Origin of the sequence: Streptomyces sp. NPDC093600 (genome assembly GCF_044764755.1) — a bacterium.
Lineage (GTDB): Bacteria > Actinomycetota > Actinomycetes > Streptomycetales > Streptomycetaceae > Streptomyces.
This window is the reverse complement of record NZ_JBIWIU010000002.1, coordinates 110,057-130,720: the sequence shown is the minus strand read 5'-3', so window position 1 is coordinate 130,720 and position 20,664 is coordinate 110,057. Positions and strand designations below refer to the sequence as shown.

General features: G+C 70.8%; 23 protein-coding genes and 2 tRNA genes. 8 read left to right on the top strand and 17 right to left on the bottom strand.

The window, feature by feature from the left end; translation table 11 throughout:
* Positions 1-26: 26 nt before the first annotated feature.
* A tRNA-Ala gene (locus ACIRB4_RS06230) sits at positions 27-99 on the bottom strand.
* A gap of 120 nt (positions 100-219) precedes the next feature.
* Here ACIRB4_RS06230 and ACIRB4_RS06225 point away from each other — a divergent pair.
* Positions 220-1,437, top strand: a complete 1,218-nt coding sequence (locus tag ACIRB4_RS06225; protein ID WP_403288809.1) for a glycosyltransferase 87 family protein — start codon at positions 220-222, stop codon at positions 1,435-1,437.
* Here ACIRB4_RS06225 and ACIRB4_RS06220 read toward each other — a convergent pair.
* From ACIRB4_RS06220 to ACIRB4_RS06185, 8 genes are all read right to left on the bottom strand, one after another.
* Positions 1,406-1,639: a hypothetical protein gene (locus ACIRB4_RS06220; RefSeq protein ID WP_137989347.1), complete on the bottom strand. Its 234-nt coding sequence runs from the start codon at positions 1,637-1,639 to the stop codon at positions 1,406-1,408. The genes ACIRB4_RS06225 and ACIRB4_RS06220 overlap by 32 nt on opposite strands.
* 3 nt (positions 1,640-1,642) lie before the next feature.
* The gene (locus tag ACIRB4_RS06215) at positions 1,643-1,846 is read right to left on the bottom strand and encodes a hypothetical protein (protein WP_403288807.1); all 204 of its coding nucleotides are present in this window, start codon (positions 1,844-1,846) and stop codon (positions 1,643-1,645) included.
* A 164-nt stretch (positions 1,847-2,010) separates the two neighbouring features.
* Positions 2,011-2,083 (bottom strand) — tRNA-Ala (locus ACIRB4_RS06210).
* Between the two features lie 109 nt (positions 2,084-2,192).
* On the bottom strand, positions 2,193-2,846 hold the full coding sequence (locus tag ACIRB4_RS06205) for a histidine phosphatase family protein (protein ID WP_403289617.1): 654 nt from the start codon (positions 2,844-2,846) through the stop codon (positions 2,193-2,195).
* A complete protein-coding gene (gene rsfS / locus ACIRB4_RS06200) occupies positions 2,843-3,280 on the bottom strand; it encodes a ribosome silencing factor (protein ID WP_403288806.1) in 438 nt (145 codons plus the stop codon). The genes ACIRB4_RS06205 and rsfS overlap by 4 nt, the downstream gene beginning before the upstream one ends.
* A gap of 107 nt (positions 3,281-3,387) precedes the next feature.
* Positions 3,388-5,151, bottom strand: a complete 1,764-nt coding sequence (locus ACIRB4_RS06195; RefSeq protein WP_403288805.1) for an LCP family protein — start codon at positions 5,149-5,151, stop codon at positions 3,388-3,390.
* Positions 5,152-5,170: 19 nt separating this feature from the next.
* Complete coding sequence (nadD, locus tag ACIRB4_RS06190; protein WP_356890438.1) at positions 5,171-5,791, bottom strand: nicotinate-nucleotide adenylyltransferase; 621 nt, start codon at positions 5,789-5,791, stop codon at positions 5,171-5,173.
* Positions 5,792-5,843: 52 nt separating this feature from the next.
* Positions 5,844-6,002, bottom strand: coding sequence for a hypothetical protein (locus ACIRB4_RS06185; protein ID WP_403288804.1), 159 nt, complete (start codon positions 6,000-6,002; stop codon positions 5,844-5,846).
* Between the two features lie 225 nt (positions 6,003-6,227).
* On the opposite strand from ACIRB4_RS06185, the gene ACIRB4_RS06180 reads away from it, so the two are divergent.
* Entirely contained in the window at positions 6,228-7,394 is a 1,167-nt protein-coding gene (locus tag ACIRB4_RS06180) for a M48 family metallopeptidase (RefSeq protein WP_403288803.1), read from the top strand.
* Here the strand turns inward: ACIRB4_RS06180 and ACIRB4_RS06175 are convergent.
* The 8 genes from ACIRB4_RS06175 to rfbA all read right to left on the bottom strand — a co-directional run bounded on the left by ACIRB4_RS06175 (position 7,379) and on the right by rfbA (position 15,205).
* Entirely contained in the window at positions 7,379-8,461 is a 1,083-nt protein-coding gene (locus ACIRB4_RS06175) for a hypothetical protein (protein ID WP_403288802.1), read from the bottom strand. The genes ACIRB4_RS06180 and ACIRB4_RS06175 overlap by 16 nt on opposite strands.
* A gap of 62 nt (positions 8,462-8,523) precedes the next feature.
* Positions 8,524-9,126, bottom strand: coding sequence for a hypothetical protein (locus ACIRB4_RS06170; protein WP_403288801.1), 603 nt, complete (start codon positions 9,124-9,126; stop codon positions 8,524-8,526).
* A gap of 125 nt (positions 9,127-9,251) precedes the next feature.
* Positions 9,252-10,535: a glutamate-5-semialdehyde dehydrogenase gene (locus ACIRB4_RS06165; protein WP_403288800.1), complete on the bottom strand. Its 1,284-nt coding sequence runs from the start codon at positions 10,533-10,535 to the stop codon at positions 9,252-9,254.
* A 130-nt stretch (positions 10,536-10,665) separates the two neighbouring features.
* Entirely contained in the window at positions 10,666-11,169 is a 504-nt protein-coding gene (locus tag ACIRB4_RS06160) for a hypothetical protein (RefSeq protein ID WP_403288798.1), read from the bottom strand.
* A gap of 180 nt (positions 11,170-11,349) precedes the next feature.
* The gene (gene proB, locus ACIRB4_RS06155; protein WP_403289616.1) at positions 11,350-12,477 is read right to left on the bottom strand and encodes a glutamate 5-kinase; all 1,128 of its coding nucleotides are present in this window, start codon (positions 12,475-12,477) and stop codon (positions 11,350-11,352) included.
* Between the two features lie 120 nt (positions 12,478-12,597).
* Complete coding sequence (gene galE / locus ACIRB4_RS06150; RefSeq protein ID WP_403288797.1) at positions 12,598-13,575, bottom strand: UDP-glucose 4-epimerase GalE; 978 nt, start codon at positions 13,573-13,575, stop codon at positions 12,598-12,600.
* Between the two features lie 94 nt (positions 13,576-13,669).
* Positions 13,670-14,278, bottom strand: a complete 609-nt coding sequence (gene rfbC / locus ACIRB4_RS06145) for a dTDP-4-dehydrorhamnose 3,5-epimerase (protein ID WP_403288795.1) — start codon at positions 14,276-14,278, stop codon at positions 13,670-13,672.
* Positions 14,279-14,335: 57 nt separating this feature from the next.
* Positions 14,336-15,205 carry a glucose-1-phosphate thymidylyltransferase RfbA gene (gene rfbA / locus ACIRB4_RS06140; RefSeq protein ID WP_403288793.1) on the bottom strand — a complete coding sequence of 290 codons (870 nt, stop codon included), beginning with the start codon at positions 15,203-15,205 and terminating at the stop codon, positions 14,336-14,338.
* A gap of 103 nt (positions 15,206-15,308) precedes the next feature.
* Here rfbA and rfbB point away from each other — a divergent pair, with 103 nt between their 5' ends.
* From rfbB to ACIRB4_RS06110, 6 genes are all read left to right on the top strand, one after another.
* Complete coding sequence (rfbB, locus tag ACIRB4_RS06135; protein WP_403288792.1) at positions 15,309-16,298, top strand: dTDP-glucose 4,6-dehydratase; 990 nt, start codon at positions 15,309-15,311, stop codon at positions 16,296-16,298.
* Entirely contained in the window at positions 16,295-17,176 is an 882-nt protein-coding gene (gene rfbD / locus ACIRB4_RS06130; RefSeq protein ID WP_403288790.1) for a dTDP-4-dehydrorhamnose reductase, read from the top strand. The genes rfbB and rfbD overlap by 4 nt, the downstream gene beginning before the upstream one ends.
* Positions 17,173-18,441, top strand: coding sequence for a hypothetical protein (locus ACIRB4_RS06125; RefSeq protein ID WP_403288788.1), 1,269 nt, complete (start codon positions 17,173-17,175; stop codon positions 18,439-18,441). Before rfbD ends, ACIRB4_RS06125 begins: the two co-directional genes overlap by 4 nt.
* A 154-nt stretch (positions 18,442-18,595) precedes the next feature.
* Positions 18,596-18,994 (top strand): DUF2304 domain-containing protein, encoded by a 399-nt coding sequence (locus tag ACIRB4_RS06120; protein ID WP_403288786.1) that lies wholly within the window; start codon positions 18,596-18,598, stop codon positions 18,992-18,994.
* On the top strand, positions 18,991-19,722 hold the full coding sequence (locus ACIRB4_RS06115; RefSeq protein WP_356890468.1) for a glycosyltransferase family 2 protein: 732 nt from the start codon (positions 18,991-18,993) through the stop codon (positions 19,720-19,722). Before ACIRB4_RS06120 ends, ACIRB4_RS06115 begins: the two co-directional genes overlap by 4 nt.
* Positions 19,719-20,627 (top strand): glycosyltransferase family 2 protein, encoded by a 909-nt coding sequence (locus tag ACIRB4_RS06110; RefSeq protein WP_403288784.1) that lies wholly within the window; start codon positions 19,719-19,721, stop codon positions 20,625-20,627. The genes ACIRB4_RS06115 and ACIRB4_RS06110 overlap by 4 nt, the downstream gene beginning before the upstream one ends.
* The last annotated feature ends 37 nt before the right edge of the window (positions 20,628-20,664 follow it).

Sequence of the window (20,664 nt, the reverse complement as noted above, 5' to 3'; positions counted from 1 at the left end):
GATCCGGATGACCCGCTTCTCTTCTGTGGAGCTAAGGAGAATTGAACTCCTGACCTCCTGCATGCCATGCAGGCGCTCTACCAACTGAGCTATAGCCCCGTACTGTCCGCCCCGTTCCGGGTTTCCCCCGCGGCGACAGACAGAACATTAACCGGCCCTCCGGGGGATCACCAAATCGTTTCCCTGGCGGCCGGAGGACGGCAGGTAGGGTCCCCCTCTGTGACCGTGTCCGTCCTCGCCCGAGCCCGCGCCCGCCAGTGGCCCCTCGCCACCGCCGCGGCGGTGTGCCTGCTCTCCTTCATCGCCTTCTGGGTGGCCCAGCGCCTCGCCCACGTGAACATGCTCGACGTGATGGTCTACCGGGCCGAGGGCGAGACGGTCCGGGCCGGCGGCGATCTCTACGCGATGCGCGCCACCTCGGCGAACCTCGCCATGACCTACCCGCCGTTCGCCGGGCTGCTGTTCGTCCCGCTGACGCTGGTCGGGGTCCCGCTGATGCGGACGCTGGCCACCGCGGGGAACCTCCTCCTGGTGATCGCGCTGGTCCAGCTCTCGCTCCAACTGGTCCGCCCGGCCCTGGCGCGCGAGGAGTTGTGGCGCAGGACGTTCTGGGTGGCCGCCGTCGTGGTCTGGTGCGAGCCGGTGTGGACGACGCTGCGGTACGGCCAGATCAATCTGCTCATCGCCGTCGCCGTGCTCTGGGACCTCACCCGGCGTACGGGACACCGCTGGGCCGGTGTCGGCATCGGTCTCGCCACTGCGGTGAAGCTCACACCCGGACTCTTCGTCGTCCTCCTCCTCGCCGCCGGTCTGCTGATCCTCCGGCGCGACAAGGGCTGGAACCCGTGGCTGCGCACGGCCGCCACGGCGACAGCGACGTTCCTCACCGCGACCCTGCTCAGCGCCCTGGTCCTGCCGTACGACTCCCGGCGCTTCTGGACCGGGACGCTCTTCGAGAGCGGCCGGGTGGGCTTCGCCGAGGAGACCGCCAACCAGTCCCTGCGCGGGGTGCTCGCCCGGCTGATGCACACCGACGATCCGGGCATGTGGTGGGCGGTCACCGCGGCCGTCTGCGGCGGTGCGGCGATGGTGCTCGCGATACGGGCCGCGCTGCGCGGGGACAAGGCCCTGGCGGTGGTGGTCTGCGCGGTCACGGCGCTGATGATCAGCCCCATCTCCTGGTCGCACCACTGGGTGTGGTGCGTGCCGCTGCTGCTCCTGATCGCGGACCGGGTGAAGCCGGTGTGGCCGGTGCTGGTGCCGGTGGCGCTGGCGTTCGCCTCGTTCGCGCTGTGGTGGGTGCCGCACGACCCGGGTCGCCCCGAACTCGACCAGAACGCCGGTCAGATGGTGCTCTCGGCCGTCTATCCGCTGACGGTGACGGCGCTGTTCGTCGGGTACGGCGTCAGGCGGTGGCGAAGGAGTAGAACCGCTTGAGGGTGCAGTGCTCGTCGAGGAGCCGTCCGTAGATCGGCTCGCCCTCGAGCTCGCGGTAGGTCTCGATGGGGTCGCCTTTTATGATCAGCGCCCGCGCGCACTCCTCGCACCAGTACTGGTACTCGGTGTTGACCGGGTCCATGTCGCGGACGATGGGCGTACCACTGCCGCACCAGTCGCACTTCCGCCTGTGTGCACCCATCACTCAGCTCCAGCTGTGGCCGCAGGACGTGCACACATAGGACACTCCGCCGTTGTCGCCGAGCACTTGGGCGACCCGGGCGGAGCCGCACGAGGGGCAGTCGAGCCGGGCCCGGGCGCCGTCCTCGGCCCCGGGGTGGTCCTCGACGGGCTCCGCGACGGTATCGACCTCGGCACACTCGGCACCTTCGGAACCGCTCGCGGCCATGCGCACACTCCCTCCCGTCCGGACCCTCGTCCCCTCCGGCCGTGCCGATTCTGCCATGGCGCCGCAAGAGGGGGCAGCGCGCTGGGCCGATACGGAGGAGGAGGGCGCGCAGGGGAGGGGAACGACGAATCCCGCCCCCTGCTGGGGACGGGATTCGGTGACTGTGGAGCTAAGGAGAATTGAACTCCTGACCTCCTGCATGCCATGCAGGCGCTCTACCAACTGAGCTATAGCCCCTCGTGTTCTTCGCGCTCCGCGCTGCGAACAAGAAGAACTTTAGCCTGTGACCTGCCGGAAAGTGAAATCCGGGCTTCGGGGGGTGCCGCGGCCGGTCGGTCGTCGTCGGTCAGTCGTCGTCGCCGAGGACGGGTTCGGGCAGCGTGCCGGCGTTGTGCTCGAGCAGACGCCAGCCGCGGGCCCCCTCGCCGAGGACCGACCAGCAGCAGTTGGAGAGCCCGCCCAGGCTCTCCCAGTGGCGCGCCTCCAGGTCGAGGAGACGGCCGATGGTGGTGCGGATGGTGCCGCCGTGGCTGACGACGACCAGCGTGCCGTCCTCGGGCAGCTTGTCGACGTGCTCCAGGACCACCGGGGCGGCACGGTCGGCCACCTCGGTCTCCAGTTCGCCGCCGCCCCGGCGCACGGGCTCGCCGCGCTTCCAGGCGGCGTACTGCTCGCCGTACCGCGCGACGATCTCGTCGTGGGTCAGGCCCTGCCACTCCCCCGCGTACGTCTCGCGCAGCGCGGAGTCGTACGCGACGGGGTGGCCGGTGAGGGAGGCCAGCTCGCCCGCGGTGGCCGCCGCCCGCTTCAGGTCGGAGGCGATGATCGCGTCCGGCTTCAGCGAGGCGAGGAGGCGGGCGGCCCGGCGGGCCTGGGCGACACCGGTCTCGGTCAGCTCGATGTCCGTGGAGCCCTGGAAACGGCGCTCCAGGTTCCATGAGGTCTGGCCGTGGCGCCACAGGACGATACGGCGGCCCCTGCCGCCCTTGGTGCCGTTCAGCTCAGCTCACCGTCCGGTCCCTCGGCGCCGGTGAGGCGGGCGTGCTCCGCCGCCTTGCCGCGCGTCTTCAGGGCGTCCTCGGGCAGGGACAGCTCGGGACAGTCCTTCCAGAGCCGCTCCAGGGCGTAGAAGACCCGCTCCTCGCTGTGCTGGACGTGGACGACGATGTCGACGTAGTCCAGGAGGATCCAGCGGGCGTCGCGGTCGCCCTCCCGGCGCACCGGCTTGGCGCCGAGCTCCTTGTTCAGGCGCTCCTCGATCTCGTCGACGATCGACTTGACCTGGCGGTCGTTGGGAGCGGAGGCGACCAGGAAGGCGTCGGTGATCGACAGCACATCACTGACGTCGTACGCGATGATGTCGTGCGCGAGCCGGTCGGCCGCCGCCTGGGCGGCGGCGTTGACGAGCTCGATGGAGCGATCTGTGGCGGTCACAAGCAGGCTTTCGTCGGCGGTCAGAGACACCTCAAGGGTCTCACGTACCACCGACCGCCCCGTAAACCTTTACGGGGCGGTACGGCGAGGGGAAGGTCACCCGCCGGTCAGCCCTTGCTGCCGGGGATCTTGTAGTCCTCGCCCAGCACCACCGTGACCTCAGCGTTTCCGGCGGCCTTGCCCTTCTTCACCGAGCCGGCCGGCAGCCCGAGCGTCTTGGCGACCTCGACCGCGGTCGCCTTCTGGGCGTCGTCGGTGTAGAGGACCTCGGACCTGTTCTCGGTGTCCGTCCCGGAGCCGCCGGCGAAGGCGAAGCCGCCGTTGATCAGGACGATCCGGGCGGCCTCGGTGGCGCCGTCGTCTCCGGTCGCGTTGCGGATCGAGACGCGTGCCGCCGCTCCCTTCTCGGGGGCGCTGACCTTGCCGCCGAGGATGTCCTTGACCACGCTGTCGGCGGCGTCCTCGCTCAGCGAGCCGTCCTGCTCCACCGGGAGGAGCGCCGTCTTGTGGTCGCCGACCTTGGCGTGCTCGGCCAGCTTGGCCAGGGAGGCGCCGAGGTCCTTCTCCGGCAACGAGGGGTCGAGGATCTGGGCGAGCGTCTCGATCGTGACCGTGGCGGCCTTCGGGTCGTCGGAGAGCTTCCGCAGCACGCCGTACATGACCTGGCCGAAGCGCTGCAGCTGCTTGGCCTCGGCCTCGCCGGGCGCGCGGTAGGTGGCGTAGGCGACGGCGGCACGGCCGTTGAGTGTCTGGTTCTCGCCCTTGAGGACGAGCGGCGCGTCGCCCTTCTTCTCGCCGGGCACCTCGGTGTCGGTGCTGACCTCGATGTTGCTGACCAGCTCGACGAGGTTCTCCAGGTACGGGGTGTCGAGCCGCCATGTTCCGGTGATCCGGGTGCCGAGGAGGTTGCCGATCGCCTCACGGGTGCCGCTGGAGCCGTCGTCCTCGACGGATTTGCCGAGCGTGGTGGTGGTGCCCTCGGCGTCGGCGACGGAGAGGGCGTTGGGGAGGAGGACGGTGGTGCCCTGCTTGGTCGTGGTGTTGTCCACCAGCAGGGCGGTGGAGGTGCCGCCGCCCTTGGTGTCGTGGAGGTGGACGACGATCGTGTCGCGTTTCTGCGGGCCGGTGGCGGTGTTCTGCGGCTGTCCGTCGTCGGACGTGCCGGGGAGCATGCCCGCGGACCAGAGGTAGCCGACACCGCCGACGGCGGCGAGGACGAGGACGACGACCAGGGCGACGATCCGGTTGCGGCCGCGGCGCCTGGCCTCCTCGCGCCGCTCGGAGCGGCTCTCGGTGAACTTCAGCCAGTCGATGACGTCCTCGGAGTCCTCGTCGGGCTCCTCGATGAACGAGAACTGCTCGGTGCGGTAGGCGCGCTCGTCACCGCCGTCGCCGTCGCCGTCGCGGTCCTCCTGGGGCGCCGGGCGCTGGCCGGGGACCCCGGCGGGCGCGGCGACGGGGGCCGCCACCGGGGCGGGGGCGGCGGCGGGCTCGGCCTGGGCGGCCCACTGCTGGCCCGTCTGCTGCGGGCCGGTGTCGTAGTCGTAGGGGGTGTAGCCGTAGCTCTGAGGCTGCTGTGACTGCTGCTGGGGTTCCTGCGACTGCTGGGCCTGATGGGACTGCTGGGCCTGCTGCGCGTACGGGTCGTACTGCTGCTCCTGCGCCTGGAGCGGCTGGCCGTAGGCGTCATAGCCTTCGTAGCCGTAGCCGTAGCCCGGCTGCGGCGCCTGCTGCTGGGCGTGCGGGTCGTACTGCTGCTGCGCCTGCGGCGGAACCTGCTGGTAGACCGGCTGCCCGTACTCGTCATAGCCGATGATCTGCGGCTGCGACGGTGGGTAGTACGGGTCGTACGGGTTGTGCTGATCGTTCACCGGTGCCCCTCTCCGAGGCTCACTCGCCGCGGTACAACTGGCGCTTGTCGATGTAGCGCACCACGCCGTCCGGCACCAGGTACCAGACCGGGTCGCCCTGGGCGACCCTGGCCCGGCAGTCCGTGGAGGAGATCGCCAGCGCCGGCACCTCGACCAGCGACACCCCGCCCTTGGGCAGGCCGTCGTCCGTCAGGTCGTGGCCCGGGCGGGTGACGCCGATGAAGTGGGCGAGTGAGAAGAGTTCCTCGGCGTCACGCCAGGTGAGGATCTGCGACAGCGCGTCGGCCCCGGTGATGAAGAAGAGGTCCGAGTCGCTGTTGAGGGAGCGCAGGTCCCGCAGGGTGTCGATGGTGTACGTCGGTCCGCCGCGGTCGATCTCGATCCGGCTGACCGAGAACTGCGGGTTGGACGCGGTGGCGATGACCGTCATCAGATAGCGGTCCTCGGCCGCCGAGACGGCCTTGTGGCTCTTCTGCCACGGCTGCCCGGTCGGTACGAACACCACCTCGTCGAGGTGGAACAGGGCGGCCACCTCACTGGCGGCCACCAGGTGTCCGTGGTGGATCGGGTCGAACGTCCCGCCCATCACGCCGAGTCGGCGCTTGCCGCGGCTGCCAGTAGGCACTTCCTGCTCTCCCATGCGTGCAGAGCCTACTGGCACGGCAGCGGCCGCCGGATCCGCGGTCCCCGGCTCAGCGGTCGCGGTTGAAGCGGGTGGTGATCCACAGCAGGAGGAGGAGCGCACCGAGCGCGCCGAAACCGGTGAGGTAAGGGCTGAGGCTTTCGTGGTTGCCGCCGTGCTCGCCCTGGGCGAGCGTGACCAGGTTGGCGGCGGTGCTGTGGAGGCTCATCTTCGACAGGACCTATCGATCGGGAATGGGAGCGGAGACTTCGCCCACATCGTATGCGGGCCCTTCGGGCACGCTCACGCCGACTCAGTCGTTGGCGACGGTGTCGTCCCGACGATATCCACAGGCCCGGCGATATCCACAGGCTCGGGCGCACCGCGGGCCCAGCGCCTAGGCTGTGATGCGTCAGGGGGACGAGCAAGGTCTCGTACGAGCAGGGGGCACACCATGACCGAGAAGTCCGACAACCACCAGGGGAACGTGCCGAGCAGGCAGCGCAAACGCTTCCCCGGCATCTCCTCACGAGCCTACGAGCATCCCGCCGACCGCTCCGCCCTCGTCGCCCTGCGCAGGCTGACCGGCTTCGACACCGTCTTCAAGGCCCTCAGCGGGCTGCTGCCGGAGCGCAGCCTGCGGCTGCTGTTCCTCTCCGACTCCGTACGGGTGAGCGACGCCCAGTTCACGCACCTCAACGACATGTTGAGGGACGCCTGTTACATCCTGGACCTGGAGAAGGTCCCGCCGATGTACGTCACCCAGGACCCGCAGCCGAACGCTATGTGCGTCGGCCTCGACGAGCCGGTCATCGTGGTCACCACCGGGCTCGTGGAGCTCCTCGACGAGGAGGAGATGCGGGCGGTCGTGGGCCACGAGGTGGGCCACGCGCTCTCCGGGCACTCGGTGTACCGCACGATCCTGCTGTTCCTCACCAGCCTGGCGCTGAAGGTGGCCTGGATCCCGCTGGGCAATGTCGCGATCATGGCGATCGTGACCGCGCTGCGGGAGTGGTTCCGCAAGTCGGAGCTGTCGGCGGACCGGGCGGGGCTGCTGGTCGGCCAGGACCTGCAGGCGTCGATGCGCGGTCTGATGAAGATCGCCGGCGGCAACCATCTGCACGAGATGAACGTGGACGCGTTCCTCGCCCAGGCGGACGAGTACGAGAAGGCCGGCGATCTGCGCGACTCCGTGCTGAAGATCATGAACGTGCTGCCGCGCTCGCACCCCTTCGCCACCGTCCGGGCCGCCGAGCTGAAGAAGTGGTCCGAGTCCCGTGACTATCAGCGGATCATGGACGGGCACTACCCGCGGCGCTCGGAGGACAAGGACACCTCGGTGAGCGACTCCTTCCGCGAGTCCGCCGGGCACTACGCCGAGTCGGTCCGCACCAGCAAGGATCCGCTGATGAAGCTGGTCGGCGACATCGCGGGCGGCGCGGGCGACCTGGCCGGTGATCTGGGCGGGAAGCTGCGCAGCCGGTTCGGCGGCGGGGCCCCGCGCGGCGGAGCGGCGGACGGCGAGGGCCCGACGCCCGGCGAGACCGGCGGTGGCGCGGGCGGCGGCAGCGGAGAGGGCGGCACCCCGAAGGACGGGAAGGGCGGTCAGAGCGAGGGCTGAGCGCCGGGCGCCAGCGCCCCGCAGAGCGATGCGACGGCGGGCCGGCCCGTGGCGTACGGGTCGGTGACCGCCGGACCGCCGGAGGCGGAGACCCGCTCGCCGGCCAGGAGCGGCTTCAGGGCTCCGGCGGCCGCGGCGTCGCATGCCTGCGGGCCGGCCTGGACGACGCTGGTCACCAGCTCGGCGCGGTGCATCCGCAGATTTTCCCGGTCGAAGCGGAAGTGCAGCTCGCGATGGACCGCGAAGAGGGACGCCTGAGCCGTGGGACCGGCGCCGGAGGTGGCCGGGCGTACGGCATAGGTGAAGGTGTGGTCGGCGGTCACCTCCAGCATGTCCGTCGTCGTCTCCGCGAAGCGGAGGGTGCCCTGGACCCGGGGGGTCGGGTCGGCCAGCTCGACCTTCTTGGGGTCGAAGCGCACCAGCCAGCCGGAGACGGCGTGCCGGCCGTCGTCCCTCGACGACTCGACGCTCCGGTCGAACTGCTCCAGCTGGTCCGGGTCGAGCAGCAGACGGACGGGCCGCACCGTCACCCCGGTCAGCACGTCGGCTTCGAGCGAGGAGGCGACGAGATAGTCCTTGGCGATGCTGAGGGCCGTGACCACCTGGCTCTCCGAGAAATGGCCGGTGCGCCCGGTGTCCGGGAGGTTGATCCCGGCGGGGCCGCCGCGGTACTCGGCGGCGGGGCTGCGGGCGAACAGCCGAGCCGGTTCGCCGCCGACCACGGGGCCCTGCGGGGCCAGGGGGACCACGGTGGTCCGCAGCGGTTCGGCCCGCTGGTCGCCGGGTGGCATGTAGGGGTTGCGGACGCCGAGGTAGATGGCGGTTCCGAAGGCCAGGAGGATCAGCAGCACCAGCAGGACGGCCTGACGGGAGCCGCTCCTGGTCTCCCGGACGCCGGAGAGGGTGCGGACCGGCTGTGCGTGCTCGCCCATCCGCTCCGCGGCGGAGAACTCCTGCAGCCGGGCAGCGCGGACGAACGATTCGTCGAAGACGACGGATCGGTACTCGTCCTCACCACCGCCGGGGTCTGGTGCCGTCCCCTCAGGCGGGTCGCCACGCCCTGCCATACCTTCAGGGTAGGTCCGCCGGAGCTCCGGTAAACGCCCAGGTACACGACAAGTGCGAACGATCAGGGCGTCCGGGGGGCGGCCGGGACCGGGGGCGGGGAGTAGGCGGCGGAGGCGGAGGGCGCCGTGACGGCAGGGGGCACGGCGCGCGGCTTGTCGATGCCGGTGGTGGCCGGGGCGGGGATCCGGTCCTGGCGGTTGGCCGAGGCTCCGCGGTAGACGGCGGTGAAGGCGAGGGCGACCATGCCGACGCCCATTACGAGGGCGAGGACCCAGGCGACCGGCCGGTGCCAGCGGGCGCTGCCCCGATAGGGGCGCAGGGCGCCGCCGTGCGGGCCGTACGGCCCGCAGTCGTCGTCGGCGTCGTCGGCGTCCTCGGAGTTCCAGCTGTCGGCGTAGCGGCCGCCGTAGGGGTCGTCGGGGTCGTCGCCGCGGAGCTCGTCCGGGACGCCGACCGTCCTGGCGCGGGCGGCCTCGGCCTCGGCACGCGCCTGCGCGGCCGCGAGCAGCCGCTCGACGGCGGTCGGTTCATGGATCTCGGCGGCCCGGACGAAGTCCTCGTCGAAGACCACGGTGGCGTGGTCCTCGTCCGCGCCCCCGCGGTCGTCAGCATCGTCAGGGTCCACGCCGTCCGGGAACGGCTTGCCCCCCACGTCGTCCGGCACGTTTTTCAGAGTAGACCTGGGAGGTGGTTTTGGGCAGGGAGAGTGCGAACCGTCCCCGCCCGTCCGGCCCTCTTTCCGGCCTCGTTCGGCGCCGCGCGGGTGGCGCCGAACGGGCGAAATCGGGGTTACCGCGTGTGGCCATCGCCGGTGACGATGTACTTCGTCGAGGTCAGCTCCGGCAGGCCCATCGGCCCGCGCGCGTGGAGCTTCTGGGTCGAGATCCCGATCTCGGCGCCGAAGCCGAACTGGCCGCCGTCGGTGAAACGGGTGGAGGCGTTGACGGCGACGGTGGTGGAGTCGACCAGCTGGGTGAAGCGGCGGGCCGCCGCCTGCGAGGTGGTGACGATCGCCTCGGTGTGGCCCGAGGACCAGAGCCGGATGTGGGAGACGGCCGCGTCCAGCGAGTCGACGACGGCGGCGGCGATGTCGTACGAGAGGTACTCGGCCTCCCAGTCCTCGGTGGTCGCGGGGACGACGGTGGCCTTGGAGCCCTCGGCGTGGGCGAGGACCCGCTCGTCGGCGTGGACGGTCACCCCGGCGTCGGCGAGGGCGGCGAGAGCCTTGGGCAGGAAGGCTTCGGCGATGTCCTGATGGACCAGGAGGGTCTCGGCGGCGTTGCAGACGCTGACCCGCTGGGCCTTGGAGTTGACCAGGATGTCGACGGCCATGTCGAGGTCGGCCTGGGCGTCGACGTAGACGTGGCAGTTTCCGGTGCCGGTCTCGATGACCGGGACGGTCGACTCCTCGACGACCGTACGGATGAGGGAGGCGCCGCCGCGCGGGATCAGGACGTCGACCAGGCCGCGGGCGCGCATCAGCTCGCGTACCGAGTCGCGGGACTCGCCGGGGACGAGCTGGATGGCGTCGGCGGGCAGGCCCGCCCCTCCGACGGCGTCGCGCAGGACCTTCACCAGGGCGGTGTTGGAGGAGTACGCGGAGGACGAGCCGCGCAGCAGGACGGCGTTGCCGGACTTCAGGCAGAGGGCGGCCGCGTCGACCGTCACGTTCGGGCGGGCTTCGTAGATGATGCCGACGACACCGAGCGGGACGCGGACCTGACGCAGGTCGATGCCGTTGGGCAGGGTCGAGCCGCGGACGACCTCACCGACCGGGTCGGGCAGGGCCGCGACGTCGCGGACGTCGGCGGCGATGGCCCGTACGCGCTCGGGGGTGAGGGTGAGCCGGTCGATGACGGACTCGCTGGTGCCGGCCTCGCGGGCGCGCTCGACGTCCTCGGCGTTGGCCTCGACGATCTCGGCGGTGCGGACCTCGAGCGCGTCCGCGATCGCCAGCAGGGCGTCGTCCTTGGCCGCGCGCGGAAGTGGCGCGATTTCGGCGGCGGCGGAGCGGGCACGGTAGGCGGCCTGGGCGACCGGGGACAGATTGTCGAGGGGCGTGAGCGAGGTCATGTCCGCAGGGTACTGGCACCGCTGCGGACATCCCTCACGTTTCCCGTCCGTATCCCGCACTCCGAGACATCTCTCGAAAGACCCCGGACACCCGGGGAGGGCTCCGTACCCCCGGACACCCAGGAAGGGCTCAGTAGGGGTGGACCCCCACCGGGGCGGCGGGCGGCGGGCCGTAGCCCTCGGCGATCCGCTGGTGGTAGGTCTCGCGGTCGATGACCTCCAGGCCGACGATCTCCCAGGGCGGCAGCTTGGCGCTCTGCCGGTGCTCGCCCCACAGCCGGAGCGCGACCGCGGCGGCGTCGTGCAGGTCGCGGGCCTCTTCCCAGTACCGGATCTCCGCGTGATCATTGGCGTAGCGGCTGGTCAGCAGGAAGGGGTGGTCGTGGGCCAGCTGCTCGAGACCTCTCCTGACCTCCGTCAGCGGGGCCTCGGCCCCGGAGACGGAGAGGGTGATGTGCCAGAGCTTCGACACGACCACCTCCCGCTCCTCGGCGCGCGTCTCACGGGCCGCGGCGGCCCGTGTCTCGGCGCCGGTTCCGTTCTCCTCGACGTCGAAGTCGGCTCCGGCCTCGACACTCGTCAGGGCGCGTTCGGCCGTCCCGCGGGGCACTGCCCCTGGGCGCGCTCGTCTCACCGGCGGCCTCCTGTTTGATGCGTGTGGTGCTGTACCCCGACTTGTCTTGCCCCCGAGACAAAGTTGACCAGCCCGAGGCCGCACATGGGGCGGTTTTGGTGAAGGTCTCTACCGGATGACCGGACTTTCGGCCGTTTCCTCGCAAGATCCCCACGGAATCAGGGGCGGACCACCTGGGAATCAGGGGCGGACGACCACGAGGTCGTCGCGGTGGACGACCTCCCGCTCGTACTCCGGTCCGAGCTCCTTGGCGAGTTCGGGGGTGGAGCGGCCGAGCATCCGGGGGATCTCCTTGGCGTCGAAGTTGACCAGCCCGCGGGCGACCGGCCGGCCTTCGGTGTCCCTCAGCTCCACCGGGTCGCCGGCGACGAACTCGCCCTCGACGGCGGCGATTCCGGCGGCAAGCAGCGACTTCTTGCCCTCGACGACGGCCCGTACGGCTCCGTCGTCCAGGGTCAGGGAGCCCTGCGGGGTGGAGGCGTGGGCGAGCCAGAGCAGCCGGTCGGCCGAGCGGCGGCCGGTGCGGTGGAAGTACGTGCCGGTGTCCCGGCCGCTCAGGGCGTCGGCGGCGCGGCTGGCGGAGGTGAGGACGACCGGGATGCCGGCGGCGGCCGCGATCCGGGCCGCCTCGACCTTGGTGACCATGCCGCCGGTGCCGACCCCGGCCTTGCCGGCCGAGCCGATCTCGACGTGGGCGATGTCGGCGGGCCCGGTGACCTCGGCGATCCTCGACGTGCCGGGCTTGGACGGGTCCCCGTCGTAGAGCCCGTCGACGTCGGAGAGCAGCACCAGCAGGTCGGCCCGGACGAGGTGGGCGACCAGGGCGGCGAGCCGGTCGTTGTCGCCGAAGCGGATCTCGTCCGTGGCGACGGTGTCGTTCTCGTTGACGATCGGCAGGGCGCCCATGGCGAGCAGCTGGTCGAGGGTGCGGTAGGCGTTGCGGTAGTGGGCGCGGCGGCTGGTGTCGTCGGTGGTGAGCAGCACCTGTCCGACGCGGACGCCGTAGCGGGCGAAGGAGGCGGTGTAGCGGGCGACGAGGAGGCCCTGGCCGACGCTGGCGGCGGCCTGCTGGCGGGCGAGGTCCTTCGGGCGGCGGGTGAGGCCGAGCGGGGCGAGACCGGCGGCGATGGCACCGGAGGAGACGAGCACGATCTCCTTCTCGCCGCCGCTGCGGACCTTGGCGAGGACGTCGACGAGGGCGTCGACCCGGTCGGCGTCGAGCCCGCCGGACGCGGTGGTCAGCGAGGACGACCCGACCTTGACGACGATCCTGCGGGCTTCCGTCACGTACTGCCTGGCCACTGTCACCTGCGTCGTCCTCACTCGGTTCTCCCCGCGGCGCCGGGCGCGTCCGGCCCCGCACGCCTGCCGCGCCCACCTGCCGCGACTGCCAGGCAATCTACGCGAGCGGCGACGGCCTCCGCCCGGCTATTCCGCTGGGTGGACGCGGCTCCGCCAGGCCGAGGCGATCATGGAACGGACGTCGTGGCGGGCCTTCCAGCCCAGCTCGGCGGAGATCCGCTCGCTGGAGGCGACGACCTTGGCCGGGTCGCCGGGGCGGCGCTCGACGATGTCGGGGGTGACGTCGAGTCCGGTGATCTCGCCGATGAGGTCGATCATCTCCCGTACCGAAACCCCTTCGCCGCGGCCGACGTTGAGGGTGAGGTCGCCGGACTCGCCGGCCGCGGCGCGCTCGTCGAGCCTGCGGGCGACGGCCAGATGCGCGTCGGCGATGTCGGCGACATGGATGTAGTCGCGGACGCAGGTGCCGTCGGGCGTCGCGTAGTCGTCGCCGAAGACCAGAGGCGGCAGACCGGTGTCGAGCCGCTGGAAGACCATCGGGACCAGGTTGTGGACGCCGGTGTCGGCGAGTTCGGGCGCGGCCGTGCCGGCGACGTTGAAGTAGCGCAGGCAGGAGGTGGCGATGCCGTGGGCGCGGCCCGCCGCGCGGACCAGCCATTCGCCGGCCAGCTTGGTCTCGCCGTACGGGCTCAGCGGCAGGCACGGCGTCTCCTCGGTGACGAGTTCGACGTCGGGCGTGCCGTAGACGGAGGCCGAGGAGGAGAAGACGAAGCGGCGGACGTCCGCGTCGACGGCGGCGTCGAGCAGGACCTGAAGACCCGTCACGTTCTGCTCGTAGTAGAAGAGGGGGCGTTCGACGGACTCGCCGACGGCCTTCTTCGCGGCGAGGTGGACGATGCCGCGGACGCCGTGCTCGCGCAGGACGCGGTCGAGGAAGGGGCGGTCGAGGACGGTGCCCCGCTCCAGCGGGACACCGTCGGGCACCCGGGCGGCGTCGCCGCCGCTGAGGTCGTCCACGACGACGACCCGCTCGCCGGCGTCCTTCATGGCCGAGACGACATGGGAACCGATGTAACCGGCACCGCCGGTGATGAGCCACGTCATCCGGGCAGCCTAACCCGTGCGCCGACGGCCCGGCGGTCCCTCGCGGGGACCTCCGGGCCGTCGGCGGACACGTAATCGATCAGCGGTACCGGGCTCAGCCGGCGGTGGTGCCGAGCGAGCGGCGGAACGCCAGGCAGTCCTCGTAGACGGGCAGGATGCCGGCCTCGCGGGCCTCGGCCAGCGTGGGCCCCTGGGCGTCCTTGGCGGACAGCTCGGGCTCGCCCGTCACCGGCCACTCGATGCCGATCGCCGGGTCGAGCGGGTACACGGTCCGCTCCCGCTCGGGGGCGTACCCCTCGGAGCAGAGGTAGGCGACGGTCGCGTCGTCGGTGAGCGCGCAGAAGCCGTGGCCGAGCCCCTCGGAGAGGTAGACGGCGTTGCGCTCCTTCTCGTCGAGGCGCACCGCCTCCCACTGCCCGAAGGTCGGCGAGCCGACCCGGACGTCGACGATCACGTCGAGCACGGCACCGCGCACACAGGTCACGTACTTGGCCTGCCCCGGCGGGACGTCGGCGAAGTGGATGCCGCGCAGGACGCCCGCCGCGGAGACCGACATGTTGGCCTGCTTCAGACCGAGCGGGTGGCCGACGGCCTCGGCGAGCCTGTCCGCCTTGTACCACTCGAGGAAGAGACCACGGGCGTCCCCGTGCTGCTGCGGGACGAATTCCCAGGCACCCTCGATACCAAGGGGATTGACCTTCATTGCGGAGTCCTTATATCGGTGCGATATCAGTGCGGTGACGCCTCGAATACGGAGCGGCTATGCCTCGTACGCGAGGAGATTCAGCAGATAGTCGCCGTAACCGCTCTTGGTCAGCGGTTCCGCGAGGGCGCGCAGCTGGTCGTCGTCGATGAATCCGGCCCGCCAGGCGGCCTCTTCGAGGCAGCCGATCTTCATGCCCTGGCGCTCCTCGACGACCCGCACGTACTCGGACGCCTGGACGAGGGACTGGAAGGTCCCGGTGTCCAGCCAGACGGTGCCGCGGTCCAGGACGGAGACCTGGAGCTCGCCGCGGTCGAGGTAGTACTTGTTGACGTCGGTGATCTCCAGCTCGCCCCGGTCGCTCGGCTTGAGGCCCTTGGCGATCTCCACGACACGGCTGTCATAGAAGTAGAGGCCGGGGACGGCGTAACGGGACTTGGGGTTCTTCGGCTTCTCCTCGATGGAGCGGGCGCGGCCCTGCTCGTCGAAGTCGACCACGCCGTAGGCCGTCGGGTCGGAGACCGCGTGGGCGAAGACCACACCGCCGTCCGGGCGCTGGAAGTCGGCCAGCTGCCGGCCGAGGCCGACGCCGTGGAAGATGTTGTCGCCGAGGATCAGCGCGACGGGCTCGTCGCCGATGAACTCCTCACCGATGACGAACGCCTCGGCGATGCCCGCGGGGCGCTCCTGCGTGGCGAACTGGATGTTCAGCCCGAAGTCCGAGCCGTCGCCGAGCAGCCGCTCGAACTGGGGGCGCTCCTCCGGGCCGGTGATGACCAGGATGTCCCGCAGCCCGGCCATCACGAGGGTCGAGAGCGGGTAGTAGATCATCGGCTTGTCGAAGACCGGCATCAGCTGCTTCGACACGGCACGGGTGATCGGCCAGAGCCGGGAGCCGGTACCACCGGCAAGCAAAATTCCACGCATGGTCCTGCACCCTACGACAGCCCCGGGGTACCCGCCGCCACCGCACGGGTGACACCCGCCACTGAACGGCGGGCAACGGGGAGACCATAGAATGGCGCCCCTTATGAAGATTCTCGTCACCGGCGGCGCCGGCTTCATCGGTTCTCAATTCGTACGGGCACTCCTTCTGGGAGAACTGCCCTCGGGCCAGGACGCCCACGTCACGGTCCTGGACAACCTGACCTATTCGGGCAACGAGGCGAACCTCCTGCCGGTGGCCGACAAGGCGGGTTACACCTTCGTCCACGGCGACATCCGCGACTTCGCGACGGTCGACGACGTGATGCGCGGCCAGGACGCCGTCGTGCACTTCGCCGCCGAGTCCCACGTGGACCGCTCGATCATGGACGCCTCCCCGTTCGTGACCACGAACGTGCTGGGCACCCAGGTCCTCCTCGACGCCGCGAAGCGCCACGGCGTCGGCCGCTTCGTGCACGTCTCCACGGACGAGGTCTACGGCTCCATCGCCGAGGGCTCGTGGACCGAGGACTGGCCCCTCGCCCCGAACTCCCCGTACTCGGCCTCGAAGGCCGGCTCGGACCTGCTGGCGCTCTCGTACCACCGCACGCACGGCATGGACGTCGTCGTCACGCGCTGCTCCAACAACTACGGGCAGTACCACTTCCCCGAGAAGATGATCCCGCTGTTCACCACGAACCTGCTGGACGGGAAGAAGGTGCCGCTGTACGGCGAGGGCCTGAACATCCGTGACTGGCTGCACGTCTCGGACCACTGCCGCGGCATCGAGATGGTGCTGCGCGGCGGCCGGGCCGGTGAGGTCTACCACATCGGCGGCGGCACCGAGGTGACCAACAAGGAGCTCACCGGCATGCTGCTCGACGCCTGCGGCGCCGGGTGGGACATGGTCGAGCACGTCGCCGACCGCAAGGGCCACGACCTTCGCTACTCCCTGTCGATCGCCAAGATCCAGGAGGAGCTCGGCTACACCCCGCTCGTCTCCTTCGAGCAGGGCCTGGCCGACACGGTCGCCTGGTACCGCGACAACCGCGACTGGTGGGAGCCGCTCAAGGCGAAGGCGGCGCTGTCCGCATGACGCGCTGGCTGATCACGGGTGCGGCCGGCATGCTCGGCCGCGACCTGACCGAGGTCCTGCGGGAGAGCGGGGCGTCCGTCACGGCGCTGACCCGCCAGGACCTGGACATCACCGACCCGGAGGCGGTCCGCGCGGCGGTCGCCGGTCATGAGGTCGTGGTCAACGCGGCCGCGTGGACCGATGTCGACGGCGCGGAGGCCGACGAGGCCGCGGCGACCCGGATCAACGGCGAGGGCGTGCGCGTCCTGGCCGGGGCCTGCGCCGAGCACGGCGCGGTCCTGCTGCAGGTCTCCACGGACTACGTCTTCCCGGGCGACGCCGACCGGCCGTACCCGCACGACGCCCCGACCGCGCCGGTGAACGCCTACGGCCGCAGCAAGCTGGCCGGCGAGCGGGCGGTGACCGAGCTGCTGCCCGAGCGCGGCTATGTGGTGCGTACGGCGTGGCTGTACGGCGCGCACGGCCGCAACTTCGTCTCGACGATGCTGAAGCTCGCCGAGCAGCGCGAGACCGTCGACGTCGTCGACGACCAGCGCGGCCAGCCGACCTGGACCGGCGCGCTCGCCCGTCAGCTGCGCGATCTCGGTGAGGCGGCGGTGGCGGGCAGGGCCCCGGCCGGCGTCTACCACGGCACGGCGACGTCCACGGCGACCTGGTTCGACCTGGCGCGGGCCGCCTTCGAGCTGTCCGGCCTCGACCCGGAGCGGGTGCGGCCGACCACGTCGGAGAAGTTCGTCCGTCCGGCGCGCCGCCCCTCGTACAGCGTTCTGGCGCACGAGCGGTGGGCCGAGGCGGGCATCGCCGAGCAGCCGCACTGGCGCGACCAGCTCACCGAGGCGCTGCGCGTCATGTCCTCCGGCGGGCGGCCGAACGCGTGAGCTTGCTCGATCGCATCACCACCGCACTGCCCCAGGGCACGGCGTTCGTCGGCGCCGGAACCGCGGTCCTCGGCGTTGCCAGCTACGTCCATCTCGCCGCGGCGGGCCACACGCTCGCCGTCGACGACATGGCGAGCTTCTCCGTCCTGTGGACCGTGGTGTTCTCCATCGGTCTGGGCCTCTTCTTCCCGGTCGAGCAGGAGATCACCCGGGTCGTGGCCTCGCGGGTCGTGGCCGGTGACGGGGCGCTGCCGGTGCTGCGCCGCGGTGCGGCGCTGTCGTTCGGGCTGCTCGCGGCGGTGCTGCTGCCGATGGCGCTGTTCGGGCGACAGCTGGCGGATCTCTTCTTCCACGGTGATGTCGGTCTGGTGGTCGCGATGGGCGGCGCCTTCGCGGCGCTGGCCCTGGCGCATGTGACCCGCGGCGTGCTCGCGGGTCTGGGCCGGTTCCAGGCGTACGGGCTGCAGCTCGGGCTCGACGGCGGCCTGCGGATCGTGATGTCGCTGGCGCTCGCGCTGGCGGGTGTCCGCTCCTCCTTCGCGTTCGCGGCGGTGCTGACGGTGGCTCCGCTGATCGCGGTGCTCGTCACGCTGCGGCCGGTGTTCCGGGGGGCCCACCAGGGCTCGGCGGCGCACTGGCGCGAGCTGATAGAGCACCTGGGCCTGCTTGTGGGTTCGACGCTGCTCGCCCAACTCCTGGTCAACATCGCGGTGATCAGTACGAAGCTGATCGCGACGGACGACAACGAGCTGGTCACCGCGCTGCTGGCGGCGCTGGTGCTCGCCCGTGTCCCGTTGTTCGTCTTCGGGGCGTTCCAGGTGTCGCTGCTCGCCGGCCTCTCCTCGGCCGCGGCCGAGGGCGACACGCAGGGTTACCGACGGCTGCTCCTGCGGGCGGCGTCGGTAACGGGTGGCCTGGGGGTGGCCGGGGGGCTCTGCGCGGTGGCGGTGGGACCGCTCCTGCTGCCCGTCTTCTTCGGTGCCCCGGACGTGCTCGGACCGGTCGATTTCGCATGGCTCTCGCTCGGGACGACGCTGTACATGCTGGCCATGGTGCTGGGGCAGGCACTGCTCACGAGCGGTGGCGCGCGGCAGCAGTTGCTGGCGTGGATCGTGGGTACGGTCGTGCTGGTGGCGGTTACTCTCAGTCCGCTCGAACTGCGTACCAGGGTCGAGATCGCTTACGCCGTGGGGTCGCTCGCGGTCGTCACCAGCATGATTCTCGCCCTTCGCTCTCGTGTAGGCTACCGTTCGGTGCACTCATAGGAATGATCACCATTCCCTCACTCTCCGTAACCATCGCGGCGGACAGTGGACTGCAATTCAAGCGGCTCATTTCTCCCAGCCGCTCAGCCCGGAAGAGTAGACAGGCCCTTTCCATGAGTCGTCCGATACACCGGAGTCCGGCATGAAGTTGTGGATGCTGACTTCGGTCACCGGAGTCATTCTGGTCGCGTGCATCGTCGAGCTCCTGCGTCGGCGCAAGCTCAAGGAGAAGTACGCGTTCCTCTGGGTGGTCACCGGTCTGGTGATCATCCCGCTCGGGTTCTTCCCCTCCCTGCTCGACTCGGTCGCGCGTGCGGTGGGGGTCGCCTCGGGCGTCAGCCTCATTCTGTTCCTCAGTGTGGCGTTCCTCTTCATCGTCTGCCTCCAGCTGAGCTGGGAGGTCGGCCACCTCGAGGAGGAGGGCCGGACGCTGTCGGAGGAGGTCGCCCTGCTGCGGATAGACGTACAGGAACTGCGGGCGCAGGCATCGGCCGCCGAGCGGGAACCGGCCGGTGAGATGGCCGACTCGGCCGAACAAGGGGGCGGCAAGTGATCGACGGCAAGCGCGTACTGATCATCATGCCCGCGTGGAACGAGGCCGACGGCGTCGCCGACGTCATCAAGGAGGTCCACACCACGCTGCCGGGCGTCGACGTCCTCGTCGTCGACGACGGCTCCGCCGACGGCACGTCCCGGGTGGCCAAGGCCGCCGGCGCGACCGTGATGACCCTCCCGTACAACCTCGGGGTCGGCGGCGCGATGCGGGCCGGTTACCGCTACGCCCACGACCGCGGCTACGACGTCGCCATCCAGGTCGACGCGGACGGGCAGCACGACCCGCGCAACGTTCCCGAACTCCTCGCCCGCCTGGGCCACTCGGACCTGGTCATCGGCGCGCGCTTCGCCGGCACCGGCGACTACGAGACCCGCGGCCCGCGCAAGTGGGCCATGCTCGTCCTCGCCTTCTGGCTCTCGCGCATGGCCAAGTCCAAGCTCACCGACGTGACCTCCGGCTTCCGTGCCTGCAACCGCGACCTGATCGACGTGTTCGCGCACTGGTACCCCGTCGAGTACCTCGGCGACACCGTGGAGAGCACCATCGCCGTCGTCCGGGCGGGCTACCGCATCGAGCAGGTCCCGGTGGCCATGCGGCCCCGCGCGACCGGTACGCCCAGCCAGTCGCCCTGGAAGGCCACGCTCTACCTCGGCCGCATCGGCATGATCCTGCTGCTCGCCCTGAGCCGACGGTCCGCCCTCGGCCCGGCGCGGAAGGGCAAGTGACCGCGGTGGACACGCTCGACATCATGCTGCCGCACTACGGCGACACCGGTCTGCTCCAGGCCGCCGTACGCAGCGTGCTCGACCAGACCGACAAGGACTGGCGGCTGACCGTCGTCGACGACGGCCGCGAGGAGGGCGTACCCGAGTGGTTCGCCTCCCTCGGCGACAGCCGGGTGCGCTACATGCGCAACGAGCGGAACCTCGGCATCACCAAGAACTTCCGCAAGTGCGTGGAGCTGGTGGAGTCCACCCACTTCACCATGCTCGGCAGCGACGACCTGCTGCTGCCCGACTATGTGGCGACGATCCGCGCCGCGATCGAGGCGGTCCCCGACGCGGCGATCTACCAGCCGGGCGTCGAGGTCATCGACGAGCACGGCAACCCATCCACCACGCTGGGCGACGAGGTCAAGAAGCGGCTGTACGCGCCGAAGGACAAGAGCCGCCGGCTGGTCCTGTCCGGCGAGCCGCTGGCCGCGAACCTGCTCGGCGGCAACTGGCTGTACTTTCCCTCGATCGCCTGGCGTGCCGACGCCGTCAAGGAGATCAGCTTCCGCGAGGACCTCTCGGTCATCCAGGACCTGGCTCTGATCATCGAGTTGATCCGGCGCGGGGAGAAGCTGGTGGTGGAGCCGGTGACGGCGTTCCGCTACCGGCGCCACTCCGGCAGCCTCTCCTCGGCCGAGGCCGTGACCGGCGCCCGCTTCGGCGAGGCCGTGCGGTTCTTCAACGAGGTGGCCGTGGAGCTCGACCGGCACGGCTGGCCGAAGGCCGCACGGGCCGCGCGTCGGCACCTGTCCATGCGACTCCACGCGCTGACCCTGCTGCCCGGAGCGCTGCGGCAGCGCCGGACCGACACGATACGCACCCTCCTCGGCTATGCCCTGTCCTCGAGTCAGCGCTGATCAGGTTGTCAACGCCCTGTCTCCCACGTCAGATTCC